The 17,342-nt window shown below is 62.8% G+C and carries 19 protein-coding genes; 12 read left to right on the forward strand and 7 right to left on the reverse strand.

What is annotated here, in order from left to right:
• Positions 1–7: 7 nt before the first annotated feature.
• The 3 genes from ACF8Q6_RS08475 to ACF8Q6_RS08485 all read right to left on the reverse strand — a co-directional run bounded on the left by ACF8Q6_RS08475 (position 8) and on the right by ACF8Q6_RS08485 (position 2,979).
• On the reverse strand, positions 8–1,690 hold the full coding sequence (locus tag ACF8Q6_RS08475; RefSeq protein ID WP_392491445.1) for a ShlB/FhaC/HecB family hemolysin secretion/activation protein: 1,683 nt from the start codon (positions 1,688–1,690) through the stop codon (positions 8–10).
• A gap of 160 nt (positions 1,691–1,850) precedes the next feature.
• Positions 1,851–2,405, reverse strand: a complete 555-nt coding sequence (locus tag ACF8Q6_RS08480; protein ID WP_010952551.1) for a murein L,D-transpeptidase family protein — start codon at positions 2,403–2,405, stop codon at positions 1,851–1,853.
• A 22-nt stretch (positions 2,406–2,427) separates the two neighbouring features.
• Positions 2,428–2,979 carry an NUDIX hydrolase gene (locus ACF8Q6_RS08485; RefSeq protein WP_392491446.1) on the reverse strand — a complete coding sequence of 184 codons (552 nt, stop codon included), beginning with the start codon at positions 2,977–2,979 and terminating at the stop codon, positions 2,428–2,430.
• A 123-nt stretch (positions 2,980–3,102) separates the two neighbouring features.
• On the opposite strand from ACF8Q6_RS08485, the gene ACF8Q6_RS08490 reads away from it, so the two are divergent.
• From ACF8Q6_RS08490 to purT, 5 genes are all read left to right on the forward strand, one after another.
• Complete coding sequence (locus ACF8Q6_RS08490; protein WP_003252125.1) at positions 3,103–3,702, forward strand: CoA pyrophosphatase; 600 nt, start codon at positions 3,103–3,105, stop codon at positions 3,700–3,702.
• Between the two features lie 44 nt (positions 3,703–3,746).
• A complete protein-coding gene (locus ACF8Q6_RS08495) occupies positions 3,747–4,271 on the forward strand; it encodes a gamma carbonic anhydrase family protein (RefSeq protein WP_121784018.1) in 525 nt (174 codons plus the stop codon).
• On the forward strand, positions 4,261–4,464 hold the full coding sequence (locus tag ACF8Q6_RS08500) for a DUF1289 domain-containing protein (RefSeq protein ID WP_012053591.1): 204 nt from the start codon (positions 4,261–4,263) through the stop codon (positions 4,462–4,464). The genes ACF8Q6_RS08495 and ACF8Q6_RS08500 overlap by 11 nt, the downstream gene beginning before the upstream one ends.
• 196 nt (positions 4,465–4,660) lie before the next feature.
• A complete protein-coding gene (locus ACF8Q6_RS08505; RefSeq protein WP_003252131.1) occupies positions 4,661–5,128 on the forward strand; it encodes a VUT family protein in 468 nt (155 codons plus the stop codon).
• A 76-nt stretch (positions 5,129–5,204) separates the two neighbouring features.
• A complete protein-coding gene (purT, locus tag ACF8Q6_RS08510; protein ID WP_010952557.1) occupies positions 5,205–6,386 on the forward strand; it encodes a formate-dependent phosphoribosylglycinamide formyltransferase in 1,182 nt (393 codons plus the stop codon).
• Positions 6,387–6,525: 139 nt separating this feature from the next.
• Here purT and ACF8Q6_RS08515 read toward each other — a convergent pair whose 3' ends face one another.
• From ACF8Q6_RS08515 to ACF8Q6_RS08525, 3 genes are all read right to left on the reverse strand, one after another.
• Positions 6,526–7,827, reverse strand: coding sequence for an MFS transporter (locus ACF8Q6_RS08515; protein ID WP_014754323.1), 1,302 nt, complete (start codon positions 7,825–7,827; stop codon positions 6,526–6,528).
• 270 nt (positions 7,828–8,097) lie between these two features.
• Complete coding sequence (locus ACF8Q6_RS08520; RefSeq protein WP_014754322.1) at positions 8,098–9,303, reverse strand: transporter associated domain-containing protein; 1,206 nt, start codon at positions 9,301–9,303, stop codon at positions 8,098–8,100.
• A gap of 9 nt (positions 9,304–9,312) precedes the next feature.
• A complete protein-coding gene (locus ACF8Q6_RS08525; RefSeq protein ID WP_392492353.1) occupies positions 9,313–10,122 on the reverse strand; it encodes an inner membrane protein YpjD in 810 nt (269 codons plus the stop codon).
• A 312-nt stretch (positions 10,123–10,434) separates the two neighbouring features.
• Here ACF8Q6_RS08525 and ffh point away from each other — a divergent pair, with 312 nt between their 5' ends.
• From ffh to ACF8Q6_RS08555, 6 genes are all read left to right on the forward strand, one after another.
• Positions 10,435–11,811, forward strand: coding sequence for a signal recognition particle protein (ffh, locus tag ACF8Q6_RS08530; protein ID WP_003252139.1), 1,377 nt, complete (start codon positions 10,435–10,437; stop codon positions 11,809–11,811).
• A 258-nt stretch (positions 11,812–12,069) separates the two neighbouring features.
• Positions 12,070–12,321, forward strand: a complete 252-nt coding sequence (rpsP, locus tag ACF8Q6_RS08535) for a 30S ribosomal protein S16 (RefSeq protein WP_003252142.1) — start codon at positions 12,070–12,072, stop codon at positions 12,319–12,321.
• A gap of 5 nt (positions 12,322–12,326) precedes the next feature.
• Positions 12,327–12,863, forward strand: a complete 537-nt coding sequence (rimM, locus tag ACF8Q6_RS08540) for a ribosome maturation factor RimM (RefSeq protein ID WP_003252144.1) — start codon at positions 12,327–12,329, stop codon at positions 12,861–12,863.
• 3 nt (positions 12,864–12,866) lie between these two features.
• The gene (gene trmD, locus ACF8Q6_RS08545) at positions 12,867–13,619 is read left to right on the forward strand and encodes a tRNA (guanosine(37)-N1)-methyltransferase TrmD (protein WP_003252146.1); all 753 of its coding nucleotides are present in this window, start codon (positions 12,867–12,869) and stop codon (positions 13,617–13,619) included.
• Between the two features lie 42 nt (positions 13,620–13,661).
• On the forward strand, positions 13,662–14,012 hold the full coding sequence (rplS, locus tag ACF8Q6_RS08550; RefSeq protein WP_003252148.1) for a 50S ribosomal protein L19: 351 nt from the start codon (positions 13,662–13,664) through the stop codon (positions 14,010–14,012).
• Positions 14,013–14,106: 94 nt separating this feature from the next.
• A complete protein-coding gene (locus tag ACF8Q6_RS08555; RefSeq protein ID WP_003252150.1) occupies positions 14,107–14,514 on the forward strand; it encodes an acyl-CoA thioesterase in 408 nt (135 codons plus the stop codon).
• A gap of 3 nt (positions 14,515–14,517) precedes the next feature.
• Here the strand turns inward: ACF8Q6_RS08555 and ACF8Q6_RS08560 are convergent, their stop codons facing one another.
• Positions 14,518–16,323, reverse strand: coding sequence for a sodium:proton antiporter (locus ACF8Q6_RS08560; protein ID WP_004575448.1), 1,806 nt, complete (start codon positions 16,321–16,323; stop codon positions 14,518–14,520).
• A 68-nt stretch (positions 16,324–16,391) separates the two neighbouring features.
• Between ACF8Q6_RS08560 and xerD the strand changes: the two genes are divergently transcribed.
• Positions 16,392–17,288 carry a site-specific tyrosine recombinase XerD gene (gene xerD, locus ACF8Q6_RS08565; RefSeq protein WP_003252154.1) on the forward strand — a complete coding sequence of 299 codons (897 nt, stop codon included), beginning with the start codon at positions 16,392–16,394 and terminating at the stop codon, positions 17,286–17,288.
• Positions 17,289–17,342: the final 54 nt, after the last annotated feature.

Here is a 17,342-nt window from a genome sequence, read left to right on the forward strand (position 1 = left end):
GGGTGAATCAGATGTTCAGGGTCCAGTCCAGCACCCAGAAGCCGGGCTCCAGCAGCGGGCGGGGCAGGTCGCTGGTGTACAAGGCGCGTTGGTAGTCCAGGCGCAGGCGGCTGCCGGGCAGGGTCAGCTCCAACCCTGCGGCGGCCCCGGCCAGGCGCTGTGACGGTTTGCCTTCGGCGGTGCGAACCCAGCCCTGGTCCAGGCCGATGTAGGGGCGTATCTCGAAGGGGTGGGCCCAGGTCAGTGGCAGCGCTTGGCTGAACGTATTGCGCCAGACGGCGCTGCTGGCACCGGAGTAAGTGTGCAGACGAAAACCGCGGACAGCCGAATCGTCGCTGACCAGCAGCTGTTCGACGGCAGGCAGCGGGTCGCGGCTGTACTGCAGGGCCAGCTCGCTCTGCCAGCGCCAAGGGCTGGGTGCCGGGCCCTGACGCAGGTGCAGCAGGTTGGCGCGGTACTTGCGAAAGTCCGGGCGCAGGCGTTGAGCACCCAGGGGCGAGGGGTCGGCACCCAATGCGTCAATGCCTTGGGCAACGCCGAAGTAACCGTTCCACAGGCCACTTTCGAGCCACAGCAGGTTGAGGCCGGCCTCTAGCGTGGCCAGCGTCGGGCTCTGCTGGACGATAACAGCGCCAGCGCTGCGGTTGATCAGCTGCTTGCGGTCCAGCCGGGCGCTGGCGCTGAGCATGCCTTGCTGGTTGCGCCACAACACCCGCTCGACACTCAGGCCCTGATAGCTGCTGCTGCCGTCGGCAGCCTTGTCGCTGTAGGGGAGGGGGGCTTGATAGCTTAGCTGGCTGGCGCTGAGGGCAAAGGTCCAGGCGCCGTAGGGGATGCTGTAGTACAACGATATCCCTTGGCTTTTGCCGGGCGTATCGAGCACCGTGCGGGTCCACGACAGGCGCAGCTCATCATTGAGGCCAAGCGGGCTGTCCAGGCCAATGCCGAGGTTGATGCGGTGGCGGCCGGTCAGCTCGCTGCCCCGGTTGTCGAAGCGGCTGTCCAGGTGCCAGCGTGATGCAACCTTGCCCGGCTGCACGACCACGCGGGTGCCGCCCTGCAGTTCGCCGGGCAGCAAGGTGGCGCCCAGTTCATAGGCGCGAAGGCGGTTGAGCTGGTCCAGGCCTTGCTCAAGGTCGGGCAGGTACAGTGGCTGCCCAAGCAGGCCTGGGAAGGCACTGGAGAGGGACAGGGGCAGGTCGGGGCCTGCCAGTTCGATGGTTTCGACAAAGCCTTCGACAATGACGATGTCCAACGGCATGCCCTGTTCTGGGGGCTGTCGCAGGTAGGGTCGGCTGGTTGGGTAGCCGGCTTGTACATAACGTTGGGTGATGGCTTTGAGCAGCCGATTGATGTCGGCGATGCCCATGCAGGCAGGCGTGAGCGCACGGAGGGTGGGTGCCAGTGCCGAGTTCGAAAGCCGGTGCATGCCCGCCACGCGCACGCCATCGACTGCCCAGCAGTGATCATCGTGCGGGCGCTGGGAAGTGCTGTTGGTCGGTTCAGTCGGGGCGGGTATGCGCCGCCAGCGTTCCAGCCGCTGCTGTTGCTCCAGCTGCCGCAGCCCATGCTGTTGATCGCGTAACTGCTGGCTGGCTGGGTCGTCGGCCAGCACGTGGGGAATGGACAGCAAACCACAAAGGCAACCGGCCGACAGCCAATGGGCTATGCGGTGAATCAGGCACGGCATTGAAGCACCCCGCAAATGATGTACGGTTTTCGTACTCGTCTGCGTGGATGCTAGAAATTAAGCCACTCGTATGGATGCAGTACCCTGCCTAAGCACCTGTCAGGCAAATTCGCGCTAAGTGGTGGGAAGGTTCCTACAACTTTTGCCGGAAGGCTCTATATCAAGGGCGGATCTCGATCAGCGTTCCATCCCGTACCAGGTCCCACACTTCCTGCATGTCGCGGTTGCGCATGGCAATGCAACCATCCGTCCAGTCCAGGGTATGGAAGTACCACTCCGGGTATTCATCATTGATCGGTGTGCCGTGAATCATGATCATGCTGCCGGCATTCACGCCTGCCCGGGTCGCGCGGGCGGCATCGCTGATGTTCGGGTAATTGATGTGCATGGCCAGGTTGAAGCGGTCGCTCTGCTTGCGCCAGTCCAGCCAGTACAAGCCCTCGGGGGTTTTCTTGTCGCCTTCGCGTTCCTTGGCGCCCTTGGGCTGCTTGCCCAGCGAGATGCGGTAGGTTTTCAGCGGCTCGCCACGGCTGATCAACTGCAGGCGGCGCTCGGACTTGATCACCAGTACCTTGTCGATCAACGGTTGCATGGCTTGCTGCGAAGGCGAGGGGGTTTGCGCTGCCGGCGCGGGCTTGCGGATGATGGTTTCGGTGAAGGCCGCCTGGGACACCGAGGTAACGCAAAGGCAGAAGAGGGCAAGCAACCAGCGCATGTAACAGTATCCCTGAAGGCGTTTAGGTGTGTGGCGAAACAATCATCGGCGGCAGGTATTCATGGCCTATGGGGTAGTGCTGGCCGATGCGGTCGCGATAGTAGCATTCTAGTGTGCGAGTGACGGTGCGGAAAGCCAGCGCGTTCCACGGTATCTCATGTTCTTCGAACAGGCGCACCTCCAGGCTTTCGACACCCACGGCAAAGTCCAGGTCCGCCAACTCGGCGCGGAAGAACACATGCACCTGGTTGATGTGCGGCAGATCGAACAGCTGGTACAGGGACGTCGGCCCGACCCGGGCACAGGCTTCCTCTACGGTTTCGCGACGCGCGGCCTGGTCGAGGGTTTCGCCGTTTTCCATGAAACCGGCGGGCAGGGTCCAGAAACCCCGGCGCGGTTCGATGGCGCGGCGACACAGCAACACCTGGCTGCCCCAGGTCGGTAGCACGCCGGCCACGATGTTGGGGTTCTGGTAGTGGATGGTCTGGCAAGAGCCGCAGACGTACCGCAGGCGGCTGTCGCCCTCGGGGATCCGCTGAGTGACCGGTTGGCCGCACGCGCTGCAGAATTTCATGTGTGGTTCCTTATGTTCAAGGCTATCTTGGCGCGGCCACCGTGCCGCCGCAAGCGCTGGGGCTTGGGTGCTTCGCGGCTTTGGTGCATGATGCAACACAGGACCTGGATACGAGCGTGCGCAATGCTGGACGAGCTACTTCGCCGAATGAGCAACCACCAACCCGCGTCATTGGAAACCGACAGGCGGTTCCCCGAAGCGGCGGTCCTCTTGCCCATTACCCGCAGCGAAGCGCCCGAACTGGTTTTGACCCTGCGCGCCAAGGGCCTGTCTACCCACGGTGGTGAAGTCGCCTTTCCCGGTGGCCGCCGCGACCCGGAAGACCCGGACCTGGTCTTTACTGCCCTGCGCGAGGCTGAAGAAGAAATCGGCCTGCCTCCTGGCCTGGTGGAGGTGATTGGTCCGCTCAGCCCGCTGATTTCGCTACATGGCCTGAAAGTGACGCCATTCGTCGGGCTTATCCCGGACTTCGTCGAGTATCGCGCCAATGATGCCGAGATCGCGGCAGTATTCACCGTGCCGCTGGAATTCTTCCGCCAGGACCCGCGTGACCATACCCACCGTATCGATTACCAGGGGCGTAGCTGGTATGTGCCAAGTTACCGCTATGGTGAATACAAGATCTGGGGGTTGTCGGCGATCATGATCGTCGAGCTGGTCAACCTGCTGTTCGATGCCGGTATCAGCCTGCATCAACCCCCGGAGCGTTACATCGAAAATTGAGCGGGGCCTACCCCGCCGTCTGCGTCGCAGCCTGAGGAACAAGCATGAAATATCGCCTGGGCGACCTGCGGGTCGAGAGCCACCCCACCAGTTGGGCCGCACCCAACGCCACGCTCATTGGCAGCGTGCGCCTGCAAGCCAATGCCAGTGTGTGGTTTGGCGCGGTGTTGCGCGGTGATAACGAGCTGATCGACATTGGCGAAGGCAGCAACGTGCAGGATGGCACGGTGATGCACACTGACATGGGCTCGCCATTGACGTTGGGCAAGGGCGTGACCGTGGGCCACAATGCCATGTTGCATGGCTGCACGGTGGGCGACTACAGCCTGGTCGGTATCAACGCAGTGATCCTCAATGGCGCACGCATCGGCAAGCACTGCATCATCGGCGCCAATGCACTGATCGCCGAGGGCAAGGAAATCCCGGACGGTTCGCTGGTGATGGGCTCGCCGGGCAAGGTGGTACGCGAACTGACCGAGCAGCAGAAGCGCATGCTTGAAGCGAGTGCCGCACATTACGTGCACAATGCCCAGCGTTATGCGCAAGCGTTGGTGGTTGATGATGAGTGATGTAGCAGAGCGGCCGGTGGCATCGCCGTGCGTGAGCATTTGCGCGCTGGACGAGCAGGATATCTGCACCGGCTGCCAGCGTACCGTGGCCGAGATTGGCCGCTGGGGGCGGATGGACAACGACGAGCGCCGGGCGGTGCTCAAGCGTTGTCATGAACGGGCAGTAGAAGCCGGCCTCATCTTGCAGGCCTGACGCGCACCCTTTGGGCGTGGGCGTGCCCGCGAACACCAGCGAAGCCGGTGCCATGTACCGCGGAGGCGGCTTCGCGGGCACGCCCGCTCCCACAGGTACAGCGTCAGCCTTGAGGGCTGCACAACATCTGTGGGGGCGGGTTTACCCGCGAACGGCCCGGCGGTAATCTGTACGGCTTGCCCACAGACAGCCCGCCATGTTCTATCTGATTGCCTATATCAGCAGCGTAGTGCTGATCAACTACGCCTTCTCCAGTGCCCCGCATCTGGACATCATCTGGTCCGCCTGGGGCGGCCTGGTGTTCATCCTGCGCGACATGGTGCAAACCCGCTTCGGTCACGGCGCGCTGGTGGCCATGCTGGCGGCGCTGGTGTTGTCCTATGTCACCTCGGAGCCGGCCATCGCCCTGGCCAGCGCCACTGCGTTCTTCATTTCCGAGCTGATCGACTGGCTGGTGTTCAGCATCACCCGTCGGCCGCTGCGCGACCGCCTGTGGCTCAGTTCGGCACTGAGCATCCCGGTGGATACCTTCATTTTCTTCGGCATGATCGGCGCGCTGACCCCGGCAGTCATCGGCACCGCGATGGCCTCGAAGTTCGCCGGTGTAACCGCGGTGTGGCTGGCCATGGCATTTCGCGCCCGGCGGGCCGCCGTGGCCGGTTGATGGTGTAGAATAGCGGTCCTTTTTCAGCGGGTGGCGCCTAGCCTGGCGCGGCCCCGGATGCCTTCGAGGACCTGAAATGACCCGTATCGGAACCCCATTGTCGCCCACCGCGACCCGTGTACTGCTCTGCGGCTGTGGCGAGCTGGGCAAGGAAGTGGTAATCGAGCTGCAGCGCCTGGGCGTCGAAGTAATCGCCGTCGACCGTTACGCCAATGCTCCGGCAATGCAGGTGGCGCACCGCAGCCATGTGGTCAACATGCTCGATGGCGTTGCCCTGCGCGCGGTGATCGAAGCCGAGAAGCCGCACTACATCGTTCCGGAAATCGAAGCCATCGCCACCGCCACCCTGGTCGAGCTGGAAAACGAAGGCTTCACCGTGGTGCCCACCGCCCGCGCCACCCAGTTGACTATGAACCGCGAAGGCATCCGCCGCCTGGCTGCCGAAGAGCTGGACCTGCCAACCTCGCCGTACCACTTCGCCGACACCTATGAAGACTACGCCAAGGCCGTAGCCGACCTGGGTTACCCGTGCGTGGTCAAGCCGGTGATGAGCTCGTCGGGCAAAGGCCAGAGCCTGCTGCGCAGCGATGCTGACCTGCAGAAGTCGTGGGACTATGCCCAGGAGGGCGGCCGCGCTGGCAAGGGCCGGGTGATTGTCGAAGGTTTCATCGACTTCGAATATGAAATCACCCTGCTGACCGTGCGCCACGTGGGCGGTACCACCTTCCTTGAACCTGTCGGGCACCGTCAGGAGAAGGGCGATTACCAGGAGTCCTGGCAGCCACAGGCCATGAGCCCGAAGGCGCTGGCTGAATCGCAGCGCGTGGCCAAGGCGGTCACCGATGCCCTCGGCGGTCGCGGCCTGTTTGGTGTGGAGCTGTTCGTGAAGGGCGACCAGGTGTGGTTCAGCGAAGTGTCGCCGCGCCCGCATGACACCGGTCTGGTCACCCTGATTTCCCAGGACCTGTCGCAATTCGCCCTGCATGCCCGCGCCATTCTCGGCCTGCCGATTCCGGTGGTGCGTCAGTTCGGCCCGTCGGCCTCGGCAGTGATCTTGCCCGAAGGCCAGTCCCAACAGACCAGCTTCGCCAACCTGGGCGCAGCGCTGAGCGAGCCGGATACCGCCATTCGCCTGTTCGGCAAGCCGGAAATCAACGGTACCCGCCGCATGGGCGTGTGCCTGGCGCGTGACGAGTCGGTCGAACTGGCGCGGGCCAAGGCGACCCGTGCTTCGCAGGCGGTCAAGGTCGAGTTCTGATCCGAGAGTGCTGGGGCTGCTTCGCAGCCCTATCGCGACACAAGGCCGCTCCCACAGGGATAGTGCAGCTTCCAGGCTTACGCGATCGCTGTGGGAGCGGCCTTGTGTCGCGATAGGGCCGCAAAGCGGCCCCAGTGGCTTACAGCGTGGTATTGCGCGTCTCTTTCAGGCACAGCACGGCAATCAGGCTGATCACCGCCGCCGCCGACACATAACCGCCCACCCAGCTCAATCCCCCCATGCTCACCAGCTTCTGGGCAAAGAACGGTGCCGCCGAGGCGCCAACGATGCCGCCCAGGTTATACGCCGCCGAGGCACCGGTATAACGCACGTGGGTCGGGAACAGCTCTGGCAGCAGTGCCCCCATCGGCGCAAAGGTCACGCCCATCAGGAACAGCTCGATGGCCAGGAACAGCGCCACGCCTGCAGTCGATCCCGAGGTCAGTAGTGGCTCCATGGTAAAGCCCGAAGCTATCGCCAGCAGGCCGCCGACGATCAGTACCGGCTTGCGCCCGTAACGGTCACTGAGCCAGGCCGACAACGGTGTGGCCAGTGCCATGAACACCACCGCGAAACACAGCAGGCCAAGGAACGTTTCGCGGCTGTAGCCCAGTGTGGTCACGCCGTAGCTCAGCGAGAACACCGTGGAAATGTAGAACAGTGCATAGCACACCACCATGGCCGCAGCGCCCAGCAGGGTTGGCAGCCAGTATTTCGAGAACAGGTCGACCACCGGCATTTTCACCCGCTCGTGGCGGGCAACGGCCTTGGCGAACACCGGGCTCTCTTCGAGCTTCAGGCGCACGTACAGGCCTACCAGTACCAGTGCGGCGCTGAGCAGGAACGGAATGCGCCAGCCCCACTCGCGGAACTGCTCGTCGCTGAGCACCAGGGCCAGGGTCAGGAACAGACCGTTGGCCGCCAGGAAACCGATTGACGGCCCCAGCTGCGGGAACATGCCGAACCAGGCCCGTTTGCCTTCCGGCGCGTTTTCGGTAGCCAGCAGGGCCGCGCCACCCCATTCGCCGCCCAGGCCCAGGCCTTGGCCAAAACGCAGCAGGCAGAGAATGATCGGCGCCCACACGCCAATGCTGTCATAGCCCGGCAGCACGCCAATGGCGGTGGTGGATACGCCCATCAGCAGCAGCGAGGCGACCAGCGTCGACTTGCGGCCAATGCGGTCGCCGAAGTGGCCGAACAACGCCGAGCCCAGTGGCCGGGCGAGGAAGGCGATACCGAAGGTGAGGAAGGCGGCCAGCATTTGCGCGGTGCCCGACCCGGACGGGAAGAACACCGGGCCGATCACCAAGGCTGCGGCGGTGGCGTAGACGTAGAAATCATAGAACTCGATGGCGGTGCCGATGAAGCTGGCAGTGGCGACCCGCGCAGGCGAGTTGACGGGTGTGGCAGGCGCTTGGGCGTAAGTGCTGCTGCTTGTCATTGAATAGGTCCCTGACAGTCTGGTCCGGCTCCATGGGCTTGGCCCGCAGTGGCGTGCCCTGTAAAAGGCACGGTGACGCGGACGCCGGAGCGTTTTGTTGTGTGCGCCCGACTGACGATGGCCCAAGGGGGGTAGGGGCGGGGGGCGGGTACTGTTCGGGGGTGTTGACGCAGGACCGCAGGGCGTATCAGTGGAGCGGACTGGCCGTGGAGCGCCGGGTGCGGGTAGCAGGCGTGACGGCAGGGCTGGGTAAGCGTGACCCGAGTATAGCTATCGGGTCACGGTCCACACCAGTACCTTGCTGGCGCAATTGTCCTCTGTTTCAAGGATTTCCAGGCGATAGCGGCCTATCTTCAGGCAAACAGCGCTTTCCGGGATGCTTTCCAGCGCTTCGGTGACCAGCCCGTTGAGGGTTTTCGGCCCGCCGTCGCAGGGCAGGTGCCAGCTCAGGGTGCGGTTGATTTCGCGTAACGAAGCGGTGCCATCGATGACGAAGGTGCCATCGGGTTGCGGATGCACATGCGGGTTTTCCAGGCTTTGCTCGTCCTCGAACTCGCCGACGATCTCTTCGAGAATGTCTTCCAGGGTGACGATACCCAGTACTTCGCCGTACTCGTCCACCACCACGCCCAAGCGGCGTTGCTGCTTGTGGAAGTTCAACAACTGCATTTGCAGGGGCGTGCTTTCCGGTACGAAATAGGGTTCGTAGCAGGCGCTGTGCAGCGCTTCCAGGGTCAGCTCGGCCTTGGGCAGCAGGTGGCTGATCAGCTTGGTGTTGAGGATCGCTTCGACCTGGTTGATGTCGTTGTGGTAGACCGGCAGGCGGGTGTGGCGGCTGACGATCAACTGCTCGATGATGCGTTCGATCGGCTCGTCCAGGTTGATGCCATCCACTTCGTTGCGCGGCACCAGGATGTCGTTGACGGTGATCTTGTCCAACGACTGCAGGCCGTCGAGCAGGCCATGGCGAGGCGCTTCGTGCGGTTCATCCTCATCGAAGTCGTCGGCATCCTGCGTGTGCAGGGCCACAGCGGTGGGCTGTGCACGGAACGGGCGCAGCATGAGCTTGGCGGCGCCGTCCAGCAGGCAGGCCAGTGGCTGCAGCAGTGCGAGAGGCACTTTCAGCAGGCTGGCGCCAAGGCTCACGAACGCCTGCGGGTTACGCCGGGCCAGGCGCCGCGGCAGGTATTCGGCAAACACCAGCAAGGCGAGGGTCGCGGCCAGGCCTGCCAGCCAGAAGCCGTGCTCGCCGCTCTGGCGCTGGCCCATCAGGCAGGCCAGCCCCAGCACCAGTAGCTTGCCCAGGCTGGCGCACAGCACCAAGGCCTGGGCCGGCAGCACGGGATGGCCGTCTTCGCCGGCGCGCAGTGCGCCATTGAGCTGCAGGCGGGCAGCATCCACGGCGGTGAACAGTGCTGACCACAAAAGGGCCAGTGCCAGAGTGCCGAATAGCGGTGCGTACGGCAGGGTGTCCATGGGCGGCCGTCAGATATGCAAGATGAATTCGCGAACCAGCTTGCTGCCGAAATAGGCCAGCATCAGCAGGCAGAAACCGGCCAGCGTCCAGCGGATGGCCATGTGGCCCCGCCAACCCAGGCGGGTGCGGCCCCACAGCAGCACGCTGAACACCACCCAGGCGACACAGGCCAGCAAGGTCTTGTGCGCCAGGTGCTGGGCAAACAGGTTGTCGAGGAACAGCCAGCCGGAGATCAGCGACAGCGACAGCAGGCACCAACCGGCCCAGAGGAAGCCGAACAGTAGGCTTTCCATGGTTTGCAGTGGCGGGAAGTTGCGGATCAGCCCGGACGGGTGCTTGTTCTTCAGTTGGCGGTCCTGCAGCAGCAACAGCAGCGACTGGAACACCGCGATGGTGAACAGCCCGTAGGCCAGGATCGACAACAGGATATGCGCAAGGATGCCCGGTTGTTCATTGATCAGTGGCACCGTACCGGGGGGCGCGAACTGCGCCAGCAGTGCCGTTACCGCGCCCAGCGGGAACAGCAGCACCAGCAGGTTTTCTACCGGTATGCGCAGGCAGGCCAGCAATGTCAGGGTAATGACTGCCACGGCGATTAGGCTGGCGGCGCTGAAGAAGTCCAGGCTCAGCCCCAGCGGGGTGATCAGCTGGAAGAACAGTGCGCCGGCCTGGGCCAGCACCGCGAAGGCACCCAGCAGGCCAAGCAGGCGCTTGTCGGCCTTGCGGCCCTGGGCCAGGTGAGAGCCCTGGTAGATGGCCGCTGCTATATATAGGCCGGCGGCGATCAGGTTGGGAATGAGGCTGGGAGAGGAGACCATAAGTCCTGGTTGGCGAGCCTTTAAAGAGACGGAGTTTGGCATAGATTCTGCCGCTCTAGGAAGACTGAAGGGTTGTGTCAGGGCATTCGCGGGCACGCCCGCTTCCACAGGTACGGCCCGGGCCTGCAAGCCGTGAAGATCCTGCGGGAGCGGGCGCGCCCGCGAAGAGGCCAGCACAGCCACCGAATATCTACCAAGGTGTGCGTCGCCGCTGCACTTCGCTATAATCGCCGCCTTGCTGTGCCCGGCGGGTGTGTATTTCCCCCCTGGCACCTGACAAACCTCGGCTTTACTGGGCCTGAAAGGATCACCATGTTCGAAAACCTGACCGACCGCCTGTCACAGACGCTGCGCCATGTCACCGGCAAGGCCAAGCTGACCGAAGACAACATCAAGGACACGCTGCGCGAAGTGCGCATGGCGCTGCTCGAGGCCGACGTTGCCCTGCCGGTAGTCAAGGATTTCGTCAACAGCGTCAAGGATCGTGCGGTCGGGACCGAGGTGTCGCGCAGCCTGACCCCGGGCCAGGCTTTCGTGAAGATCGTCCAGGCCGAGCTGGAAAGCCTGATGGGCGCGGCCAACGAAGACCTCGCCCTGAACGCCGCCCCGCCTGCTGTCGTGCTGATGGCGGGCCTGCAGGGCGCCGGTAAGACCACCACTGCCGGCAAGCTGGCGCGCTTTCTTAAAGAGCGCAAGAAAAAGAGCGTGATGGTGGTGTCTGCCGACGTCTATCGTCCGGCGGCGATCAAGCAGTTGGAAACACTGGCCAACGATATCGGCGTCACCTTCTTCCCGTCCGATATCAGCCAGAAGCCGGTGGCCATCGCCGAAGCCGCCATCCGTGAAGCCAAGCTGAAGTTCATCGACGTGGTCATCGTCGACACCGCGGGCCGTCTGCACATCGACGCCGACATGATGGACGAGATCAAGGCGCTGCACGCTGCCGTCAAACCGATCGAAACGCTGTTCGTGGTCGACGCCATGACCGGCCAGGACGCTGCCAACACCGCCAAGGCCTTTGGCGAGGCGCTGCCGCTGACCGGTGTGGTGCTGACCAAGGTCGACGGTGACGCCCGTGGCGGTGCTGCGCTGTCGGTACGAGCAATCACCGGCAAACCGATCAAGTTCATCGGTATGGGTGAGAAGACCGAGGCCCTCGAGCCGTTCCACCCCGACCGCGTCGCTTCGCGCATCCTCGGCATGGGTGACGTGCTCAGCCTGATCGAGCAGGCTGAGCAGACCATCGACAAGGCCAAGGCCGACAAGCTGGCCAAGAAACTGAAGAAGGGCAAGGGCTTCGACCTCGAAGACTTCCGTGACCAGCTGCAGCAAATGAAGAACATGGGCGGCCTCGGCGGCCTGATGGACAAGCTGCCAAGCATCGGCGGGGTCAACCTGTCACAGATGGGCAACGCCCAGGGCGCGGCCGAAAAGCAGTTCAAGCAGATGGAAGCGATCATCAACTCCATGACCCCGGCCGAGCGCCGCGACCCTGACCTGATCAGCGGTTCGCGCAAGCGCCGCATTGCGTTGGGTTCCGGTACCCAGGTGCAGGACATCGGCCGGCTGATCAAGCAGCACAAGCAGATGCAGAAGATGATGAAGAAGTTTTCTGCCAAAGGCGGCATGGCCAAGATGATGCGCGGCCTCGGTGGGATGCTGCCAGGTGGCGGCATGCCAAAGCTGTAACCCCTGATTCGGGTGCCTGCCTTTTGTCGGGCAGGCGCCCAGAACCCCCGCTGTAGCGGGCAACAGCCGCGAATTTCGCGGCGCAACCGGCAAATCTGGACGGCAGGGCGAGGCCTTGCCGAAAAAGTCATTTGCAAATGTCCGTGTATTCCCCGAGAATATGCGGCCTTTTGGGCACCCGTGTGCCTATTTGGCATTCAGATTTGCAGTACCAGCTGCTGTATCAACTGCAGCACCGACTATAGGAACGATGTTCACATGGTAACCATTCGTCTGGCCCGTGGCGGCTCGAAAAAGCGCCCATTCTACCACCTGACCGTGACCAACTCGCGTAACGCCCGTGACGGCCGTTTCGTTGAGCGCGTAGGTTTCTTCAACCCAATCGCTGCTGGCGCCGAAGTTAAGCTGTCGGTCAACCAAGAGCGCGTCACCTACTGGCTGAGCCAGGGTGCACAGCCGTCTGAGCGTGTTGCTCAGCTGCTGAAGGAAGCTGCCAAGGCCGCTGCCTGAATAGTATGAACGCGACGCCAGAAAAGGCTGACGACCTCATCGTCGTTGGCAAGATTTTTTCGGTTCACGGCGTTCGCGGCGAGGTGAAGGTGTATTCCTTTACCGATCCGATTGAAAACCTGTTGGATTATCCACGCTGGACGCTTCGGCACGAAGGCAAGGTAAAGCAGGTCGAGCTGGTCAGCGGTCGTGGCTCCCAAAAGGGCCTGGTCGTGAAGCTGAAAGGTCTCGACGATCGCGATGAAGCCCGTCTTCTGAGCGGTTACGAAATCTGCATCCCGCGGAGCCTTTTGCCCAACCTGGCTGCCGACGAGTACTACTGGTACCAGTTGGTAGGTCTGAAGGTCATCAACCAGGACGAACAACTGTTCGGCAAGGTCGATCACCTGTTGGAGACCGGTGCGAACGATGTAATGGTGGTCAAGCCCTGCGCAGGCAGCCTGGATGATCGCGAGCGTCTGTTGCCCTATACGGAGCAATGTGTGCTGGCAATCGACCTCGAAGCAGGCGTGATGCGGGTCGAATGGGACGCGGACTTCTAAACGATGGGTAACCTTCGCGTAGACGTCATCACGTTGTTCCCCGAGATGTTCTCGGCCATCACGGAGTACGGCATTACCAGCCGCGCGGTGAAACAAGGGTTGCTTCAGGTGACTTGCTGGAACCCGCGGGACTACACCACAGATCGTCACCATACGGTAGATGATCGGCCGTTTGGCGGTGGTCCGGGCATGGTGATGAAAATCAAGCCTCTGGAAGACGCCCTGGTTAGCGCCAGGCAGGCGACCGGAGCAGCGGCGAAGGTGATCTACCTTTCGCCACAAGGCCGCAAGCTGACTCAGCAGGCGGTCAAAGGCCTGGCCGAACAGGAATCGTTGATCCTGATCGCCGGTCGTTATGAAGGCATCGACGAGCGCTTTATCGAGGCTCATGTCGATGAGGAGTGGTCGATTGGCGACTATGTGCTTTCCGGTGGCGAGCTGCCGGCCATGGTACTGATCGATGCGGTTACGCGACTGCTGCCCGGAGCTTTAGGGCATGTGGACTCGGCGGAAGAAGATTCCTTCACCGACGGTCTGCTCGATTGCCCGCACTACACCCGGCCTGAGGTGTATGCGGATCAGCGTGTTCCCGACGTGTTGCTAAGTGGCAACCATGCACATATCCGGCGTTGGAGGATGAAGCAGTCCCTTGGTAGGACCTTCGAACGACGCGCCGATCTTCTGGAAAGTCGCTCGCTTTCTGGAGAAGAGAAGAAGCTGCTCGAGGAATATCTCCGCGAGCGGGACGATAGTTAAACGTATCGATGGTGGATCGCGTATCCATCTTAGGAGCACAGCATGACCAACAAGATCATCCAGCAGCTCGAAGCCGAGCAGATGAGCAAGGAAATCCCGACCTTCGCACCAGGCGACACCGTTGTCGTTCAGGTTAAAGTGAAGGAAGGTGAGCGTTCCCGTCTGCAGGCGTTCGAAGGCGTTGTTATCGCCAAGCGTAACCGCGGTCTGAACAGCGCCTTCACCGTGCGCAAGATCTCCAGCGGCGTTGGCGTAGAGCGTACCTTCCAGACCTACAGCCCGCAAATCGACAGCCTGGCCGTGAAACGTCGTGGTGACGTGCGTAAAGCCAAGCTGTACTACCTGCGCGACCTGTCCGGCAAAGCCGCTCGCATCAAGGAAAAACTGTCCTGAGTGCAGTTTGCCCGGTGGCCGAGGCCGCCTAGCGAGAAAAAAGCAGCCTTCGGGCTGCTTTTTTGCGTTTTGAAACCCCAGGAATGTGATTGCCATGACGACCCGAGACCAGGAAATCCAGCGCCGCACCGAACTGTCGGTTACCCGCGTGACCAAGGCGGTGTTCCCCAATACCACCAACCACCACAACACCCTGTTCGGCGGCACCGCCCTGGCCTGGATGGACGAAGTGTCGTTCATCGCTGCCACGCGTTTCTGCCGCCTGCCGCTGGTGACCGTGTCTACCGACCGTATCGATTTCAAGCACCCGATTCCGGCGGGCTCGATCGTCGAGCTGGTGGGTACGGTGATCAAGGTCGGCAATACCAGCTTGCAGGTGCAGGTGGATGTGTTTGTCGAGAACATGTACCTGGATGGCCGTGATCGGGCAATCCATGGGGTGTTCAGCTTCGTCGCCATTGACGAGGACAAGCGCCCGGTGCCCGTGCTGCCAGGCACCTGAGCATTACGGTTGCGCTGCTGGCTCGATCAATGCCACCAAGGTCCAGCCCGGTTGTGGCTGCAATGGGTTATCAGGGCTGGCTACATGGACCCAGCCATGGCCATCGCGTGCGAACAGCAAGTTTGCCCGTTCGCCATGCAGTGCCTGGTAGGCATCCCAGCCAAAGCCTTCGGTCAGGTTGGTGCTATACAGCTCGGCGCCTTGATGCAGACGGTTGGCCAGTTGCAGGTAGGTCATCGGCTTAGCCCCCAATAGATGCCCACGGTGTTCTTCGGCCGCCCGATGCTTGTCGCTACGTTGTTTCTCCAGGCCACTGGCTAGCACGAACAGCCGGCTGTGGCCGAAATCATGACGGAACCTGGCGCAGGCCAGAGCATTGATTTCGCCGGCGGGAGAGAGGCCCAGCAAGTGCCCGAGGCCGACCAGGTCCAGATGGGCGTCGGCATGCTGCGAGGCCGGGTTGCCAAAGTAGGTCGTGAGCCCGTCCATGCGTGCGGCGCGGATGTTTTCCCAGCTGGAGTCCGTCAGCAAAACCCGGCAGCCCAATTGTTGAAGGGCTTTGGCGATGGCCCGGGCCGGTTCGTTGGCGCCGACGATGAGAAACCCGCTGGGTGCCGGTTCGGCGACCTTGAGCAAGCGTGCCAGCGGCCTGGCCGTGGCGCTTTGCAGTACCACCGTGCCAATGATTACCGCGAAGGTCAACGGTACCAGCAGCAAGGCATCCTGGTGGCCGGCCTGGTGCAGGCGGATCGCAAAAATAGCGGAAACCGCCGCAGCAACGATGCCGCGTGGCGCAATCCAGGCCAGCAGCGCGCGCTCCCGCCAGTTGAGTGTCGAGCCCAGTGTGGCCAGCCAAACGTTGAGCGGGCGTGCAAGCAGCTGGATCACCAGCAACAATGCCAGCACAGCGGGGCCAAGGCCCAGCAGGGCATGCAGGTCAAGGCGTGCAGCCAGCAGGATGAACAGGCCGGAGATCAGCAGCACACTGAGGTTTTCCTTGAAGTGCAGGATTTGCCGCACATCAACCCCGCGCATGTTGGCCAGCCACATGCCCATCACGGTCACCGCCAGCAGCCCGGACTCGTGCACGATCTGGTTGGCGGCGATGAAAATGCCCAGTACCGCCGCCAAAGACGCGAGATTGTGCAGATATTCTGGTAGCCACTGTTCGCGCATGATTTGCCCCAGTACCCAGCCCCCTGCCGCGCCCAGGGCGGTACCGCAGAAGATCACACCGGCAAAAGTGATAAGGCTCTGGCTCAGGCCGTTACCCTCGGCGCTGGCGATGATGAAGCTGTATACCACCACGGCGAGCAGTGCGCCGATGGGGTCGATCATGATCCCTTCCCAGCGCAGGATGTTCGCGATCGCAGACTTTGGCCGCACCACGCGCAGCATCGGCACGATCACCGTGGGGCCGGTCACCAGCGTCAGGGTGCCGAAAAGAATCGCCAGCGGCCAGTCGAACCCGAGCAGCCAGTGGGTTGCCAGTGCAATCACCAGCCAGGTGACCAGTGCACCCACCGTGACCAGGCGATGCACCACGCTGCCGATCTCGCGCCACTGCGACAGGTGCAGGGTCAGGCTGCCTTCGAACAGAATCAGCGCCACCGCCAGCGACACCAGCGGCATCAGCAATGGACCGAACAGCGCCTCGGGGTCGAGCCATCCCAGCGCTGGGCCGGCAAGGATCCCGGCCAACAACAGAAACAGAATCGCCGGCAGCTTCAGGCGCCAGGCCAGCCACTGGCAGGCGAGCGCTGCTGCGCCGATGCCGCCCACACTCAGAAGGATCTGCTGTTCGCTCATGCGGGCTCCCTATGCCGACGTTGTTATGAAAGACTAAGCGCCATTTCGTCGTTTGCCACCGAGATTTCATGCCCGCCCTCGACCACCCCCTGATCGACCAGTTCCTTGACGCCCTATGGCTGGAAAAAGGCCTGTCCGACAACACCCGCGTGTCCTACCGCAGCGACCTGGCCCTGTTCAATGGCTGGCTGCAGGAGCATTCGGTATCGCTGCCAGACGCCGGCCGCGACCTGATCCTCGATCACCTGGCCTGGCGCCTGGATCAGGGCTACAAGCCACGTTCCACGGCGCGTTTCCTCTCCGGCCTGCGCGGCTTTTTCCGTTACCTGCTGCGGGAAAAGCTGGTGGCCATCGACCCGACCCTGCAGGTCGACATGCCGCAATTGGGCAAGCCGCTACCCAAGTCGCTGTCCGAAGCCGACGTCGAAGCCCTGTTGCAGGCTCCGGACCTGGGCGAAGCCATTGGCCAACGCGACCGTGCCATGCTCGAAGTGCTCTACGCGTGCGGCCTTCGGGTTACCGAACTGGTCAGCCTGACCCTCGACCAGGTCAACCTGCGCCAGGGTGTGCTGCGGGTGATGGGCAAGGGCAGCAAGGAGCGCCTGGTGCCCATGGGTGAAGAGGCGGTGGTGTGGTTGGAGCGCTACCAGCGCGATGGTCGCGCCGAACTGCTCAATGGCCGACCCAGCGACGTGCTGTTCCCCAGTCAGCGCGGCGAGCAGATGACGCGCCAGACCTTCTGGCACCGGATCAAACACCACGCACGGGTTGCCGGCATCGACAAGCCGCTGTCGCCGCACACCCTGCGGCATGCCTTCGCCACCCACCTGCTCAACCACGGTGCCGACTTGCGGGTGGTGCAGATGCTGCTGGGCCACAGTGACCTGTCGACCACGCAGATCTATACCCACGTCGCCAAGGCCCGCCTGCAGCAGTTGCACGCCCAGCACCACCCGCGTGGATGAATGTTTTTCATGTTCCGCCGACCGGTCCTTGCGACCCCCTTCACGGGCAGCGTG

The sequence above is a fragment of the Pseudomonas sp. GLN_2 genome, assembly GCF_043106005.1.
Taxonomy (GTDB): domain Bacteria; phylum Pseudomonadota; class Gammaproteobacteria; order Pseudomonadales; family Pseudomonadaceae; genus Aquipseudomonas; species Aquipseudomonas alloputida.

Bases quoted from the DNA above. Each gene is read 5' to 3' on its own strand.
- ACF8Q6_RS08475 (WP_392491445.1), bottom strand. From the start codon at position 1,690: ATGCCGTGCCTGATTCACCGCATAGCCCATTGGCTGTCGGCCGGTTGC.
- ACF8Q6_RS08480 (WP_010952551.1), bottom strand. From the start codon at position 2,405: ATGCGCTGGTTGCTTGCCCTCTTCTGCCTTTGCGTTACCTCGGTGTCC.
- ACF8Q6_RS08485 (WP_392491446.1), bottom strand. From the start codon at position 2,979: ATGAAATTCTGCAGCGCGTGCGGCCAACCGGTCACTCAGCGGATCCCC.
- ACF8Q6_RS08490 (WP_003252125.1), top strand. From the start codon at position 3,103: ATGCTGGACGAGCTACTTCGCCGAATGAGCAACCACCAACCCGCGTCA.
- ACF8Q6_RS08495 (WP_121784018.1), top strand. From the start codon at position 3,747: ATGAAATATCGCCTGGGCGACCTGCGGGTCGAGAGCCACCCCACCAGT.
- ACF8Q6_RS08500 (WP_012053591.1), top strand. From the start codon at position 4,261: ATGATGAGTGATGTAGCAGAGCGGCCGGTGGCATCGCCGTGCGTGAGC.
- ACF8Q6_RS08505 (WP_003252131.1), top strand. From the start codon at position 4,661: ATGTTCTATCTGATTGCCTATATCAGCAGCGTAGTGCTGATCAACTAC.
- purT (WP_010952557.1), top strand. From the start codon at position 5,205: ATGACCCGTATCGGAACCCCATTGTCGCCCACCGCGACCCGTGTACTG.
- ACF8Q6_RS08515 (WP_014754323.1), bottom strand. From the start codon at position 7,827: ATGACAAGCAGCAGCACTTACGCCCAAGCGCCTGCCACACCCGTCAAC.
- ACF8Q6_RS08520 (WP_014754322.1), bottom strand. From the start codon at position 9,303: ATGGACACCCTGCCGTACGCACCGCTATTCGGCACTCTGGCACTGGCC.
- ACF8Q6_RS08525 (WP_392492353.1), bottom strand. From the start codon at position 10,122: ATGGTCTCCTCTCCCAGCCTCATTCCCAACCTGATCGCCGCCGGCCTA.
- ffh (WP_003252139.1), top strand. From the start codon at position 10,435: ATGTTCGAAAACCTGACCGACCGCCTGTCACAGACGCTGCGCCATGTC.
- rpsP (WP_003252142.1), top strand. From the start codon at position 12,070: ATGGTAACCATTCGTCTGGCCCGTGGCGGCTCGAAAAAGCGCCCATTC.
- rimM (WP_003252144.1), top strand. From the start codon at position 12,327: ATGAACGCGACGCCAGAAAAGGCTGACGACCTCATCGTCGTTGGCAAG.
- trmD (WP_003252146.1), top strand. From the start codon at position 12,867: ATGGGTAACCTTCGCGTAGACGTCATCACGTTGTTCCCCGAGATGTTC.
- rplS (WP_003252148.1), top strand. From the start codon at position 13,662: ATGACCAACAAGATCATCCAGCAGCTCGAAGCCGAGCAGATGAGCAAG.
- ACF8Q6_RS08555 (WP_003252150.1), top strand. From the start codon at position 14,107: ATGACGACCCGAGACCAGGAAATCCAGCGCCGCACCGAACTGTCGGTT.
- ACF8Q6_RS08560 (WP_004575448.1), bottom strand. From the start codon at position 16,323: ATGAGCGAACAGCAGATCCTTCTGAGTGTGGGCGGCATCGGCGCAGCA.
- xerD (WP_003252154.1), top strand. From the start codon at position 16,392: ATGCCCGCCCTCGACCACCCCCTGATCGACCAGTTCCTTGACGCCCTA.